This is a genomic window from Caldisalinibacter kiritimatiensis (assembly GCF_000387765.1).
GTDB classification, from domain to species: Bacteria; Bacillota; Clostridia; order Tissierellales; family Caldisalinibacteraceae; genus Caldisalinibacter; species Caldisalinibacter kiritimatiensis.
Genome location: NZ_ARZA01000169.1, coordinates 1 through 3,264, shown reverse-complemented (window position 1 = coordinate 3,264; position 3,264 = coordinate 1). Strand labels below are relative to the sequence as shown.

Here is a 3,264-nt window from a genome sequence, read left to right as displayed (position 1 = left end):
TATTGGGTTTTGTACATAGTTATTTTTGCATTTTTGTACATTTCTATTTTAGCATTTATATTCTGACTCAAGATTGCAAACTGCTATAGCCATCAGTTACTAGCCTACCTATAAGGAATTGAAACTGCCGACATATATAATACCGACCATGAATTAATTATCAGTTATTAGATTACCTATAAGGAACAAGAAATACAATTGTAAATTTTAAATTGTGGATTATAAATTAAGAATGAAAGAAATAAGCATAGTTAAATAATAATAGAAAGACAGTAGAGGGGTAGTAATTAATTTAACATTTAGAATTAAGAATTCAAATGCAGGTAACTGAATACCTATATTGTACTAAAATTAAAGGAGAGATAATATGAAGTTATGGGAATATGTAGGTAAAAAAATTAAAGTAACTTGTATACAAGGTGAGATAATTCAAGGTAAGTGTGATAGATATACTCAAGCATTAGACAATGAACCTGAAATAGCAAGCATATCAATAGACTCTGGTGAAATTGATTATGAAATATATGAAAATGAAATATCTAAAATTGAAATCGTCCAATAAATAGCACCTACTGAAAAATAATGGTTAGCGATATTATTATATTGTAAAAGGGATGATGCCATTGACAGAGCGTGAAAAACAAATACTAGACTTAATAAAATTAGATAGGCTATACTAAATAGGACAAATAAATTCCGAACAATGATATAACTATAGATAGACTTATTATGAAAGGTGGTAATTAGAATTAGTTTAAATAAACTAAGAAAAAGAGATTATATAATAAGTTTCTTTGTTTTATTAATATTATTAACAATACAACTTATGGAGCCAGAGTTAGTAGATATTTTGAAAGCAATAATTGCTACATTAGTATCTTCATTAATAATTGGTACTATCACCAATCTATTATTAAAAAAAACTAAATAGAACTAATAATAAATAGAATAAAATGGCCTATTATTGAAATGCACCCCATATGTCAGACATGAGTCTAATATTTGGGAGTGCATTTTATTATAGCTGGTTTTGTTATTTGACAAAACAGGTATATTTTCCATAAGCTTTTTCTTTATTTTATAGAAACTCTCAAAGAAAGATGTAGTTTTTTTATACTTTCAATCCCGTTTAGGATAATATCGTCAACATCCAGCCCCCCTAAACAAGTAATAAATTGTATAAATTCCATACCTAAGATAATTACCAATGATACTGCATGTCTCAAGTAGAAATTAATTGATGAATTTATTGTTCGAAAGGACATTAGTTATATATTTCAATACCCATCATTACATTGTGCGATGGTACTTTGTATCCTTTCTATAATAGCTCCAATATTTTCCTATAACTTAAATACCACTAGGTTTATTAGACACACTATGTTAAGTATAAGAATATGTTTTATTTTAATTAATTTTTTATATTTTTTCCTCTATATACAATTGAAGTTATTATAATGCTATAACAACTATTACTTATAAAATAGGAAATAAGACCTAATTATTCATAATTTTTAAAATAGTGGTTTGAAAATATAACCATAAATGGTATCATTAAGATAACAAGAGTGAAATACAACATAAAATCATTCACACAAATTAAGATTTAGATAATAAAAAGTTTAATTATTATTTTTACTATATTGAAAGGGGGTGACAACATGGTATATGCAAGACCACCGAATAAAAAAAGCCCATTAAATTAAATGAAATAAAATTGTCAATATGAATATCAAAGCTAATTTAAATTTATGATAATATGTATATAAATAAGGAGGTTTTACTATGAAAAAATTTTTATCACTCATACTCTCTTTTGTAATGCTCTTTACACTCTCAATCTCCGCATTCGCTGCAGAACCTCAAATGACCGTGGATGAAGCAAGAGAATATCTCCAATCCTATTATGTAACCAAAGAAAATTCTGTTGGGAAAGAATACTCTATACAGTACATCTTTAACTCTGACGAGGATTTGGAAAAGGCAGCGATTTACCTTTCAGAAAACGGCCTTTCCGCTTTTAATGCCACCGTTGATACTGCAATCGAAGAAGTTGTAAGTAAAGAACCAAAATCTCCTCAAACTCGTTCCACCACTCCCACAACCGGTTATGCAACTGTTTCCGGCGATGGTAACCATTATGTCAGCTCAGAGGCTTATGGTTTAGCCAGTTTCGATTCCCTCGGCACAGTAGAATATCTAGTAGAACTTGGGTATAGTGTAACCGTATCAAACGGTGTATTTACTGATCTCACCAGCATTTCTTTTGATATTCCTTACATTTCCGCTGCTGGCAGTTGGGGAAATACCCGTTTTCCATCTTATTGCACAGATACCAGTGCTGGTGTAACTGCTAATTACGATATTACAAAGAGCGTTGAAATTGGAGTAGGTGATTTTTCTTTCGTTATCAAAACAGAAACAGATAACGAGATATTCGCTCTTTTAACCAGCATTGCCTAAAATAAAAACAACAGCACCGTAAAATCACGGTGCTGTTGTTTTTTTCACATAATGTATAATACATGAACCAATAGTCATCACAAACAATATTATAACCAAACTTCTTAGCGGAAAAATATAATCAGAAAAATACGAAAAATCAAAAAATGCAAATGGTAGCACACATACTAATGCAAGAACAATCTGTGAAAAAAAATAAATAAAAATTCTTTTGAGCGATACTCTATAACCATTTTTCATGCCAAAATAAATCAATAAAATCTGCCCGAGTATGTATATCACACTACAAACTGAATATATCATTTCAGCTAATCTACGGAAAAACAGCCTGCGTTCAATTAGCGATTCACTCATTGAAATCTCTATTGGATTAAGGTTTTTATTAGCCAAAAAGAAAATAACAGCATAACACAATAATCCGAAAACTAAGAAACCATCAATCATACAAATTATATTTCTCTGTTTTTTGCTCATAGCGTCCTCCTTGTCTTTATTCTCTTGCAACCACTCCACTACTTTCTAAAAATCCGGCTCACCCCTCCGGCTCTGGCGGCGGTGTCAGCTCCGGTTCTCCAACGCAGCAGCACACCCCCAGTCCTCAACGCCCCCTTTGAAAAGGGTGCGTGCCGGACGGCTTCCCCCTAAACTTTCTTCGCTCGTCGCTGGGCAGAGGGGCAGGAAATATCCTGCCCCTTGTTGTTCTTGTCTAGGAAAGTTAATTTTTTTTATAAACGTCAATATTTTTTTGTACAAAAGTGCAAATATTTTCATGTACAATTAATTATCTTTTTGGCCGACCTT

At 31.3% G+C, this 3,264-nt stretch carries 4 protein-coding genes; 3 read left to right on the top strand and 1 reads right to left on the bottom strand.

Annotation, left to right across the window (positions count from 1 at the left end; translation table 11 throughout):
• Positions 1-367 precede the first annotated feature (367 nt).
• The 3 genes from L21TH_RS07500 (at position 368) to L21TH_RS07495 (ending at position 2,463) form a co-directional block, all read left to right on the top strand.
• Complete coding sequence (locus tag L21TH_RS07500; protein WP_006313262.1) at positions 368-562, top strand: hypothetical protein; 195 nt, start codon at positions 368-370, stop codon at positions 560-562.
• Positions 563-736: 174 nt separating this feature from the next.
• Positions 737-931: a hypothetical protein gene (locus L21TH_RS14535; RefSeq protein WP_006313261.1), complete on the top strand. Its 195-nt coding sequence runs from the start codon at positions 737-739 to the stop codon at positions 929-931.
• Between the two features lie 854 nt (positions 932-1,785).
• Positions 1,786-2,463 carry a hypothetical protein gene (locus tag L21TH_RS07495; RefSeq protein WP_006313260.1) on the top strand — a complete coding sequence of 226 codons (678 nt, stop codon included), beginning with the start codon at positions 1,786-1,788 and terminating at the stop codon, positions 2,461-2,463.
• A 24-nt stretch (positions 2,464-2,487) separates the two neighbouring features.
• Here the strand turns inward: L21TH_RS07495 and L21TH_RS07490 are convergent, their stop codons facing one another.
• Positions 2,488-2,937, bottom strand: coding sequence for a hypothetical protein (locus L21TH_RS07490; RefSeq protein WP_006313259.1), 450 nt, complete (start codon positions 2,935-2,937; stop codon positions 2,488-2,490).
• Between the last annotated feature and the right edge of the window lie 327 nt (positions 2,938-3,264).

Coding starts and splice junctions, on each gene's coding strand:
- L21TH_RS07500 (WP_006313262.1), top strand. CDS start 368: ATGAAGTTATGGGAATATGTAGGTAAAAAAATTAAAGTAACTTGTATA.
- L21TH_RS07495 (WP_006313260.1), top strand. CDS start 1,786: ATGAAAAAATTTTTATCACTCATACTCTCTTTTGTAATGCTCTTTACA.
- L21TH_RS07490 (WP_006313259.1), bottom strand. CDS start 2,937: ATGAGCAAAAAACAGAGAAATATAATTTGTATGATTGATGGTTTCTTA.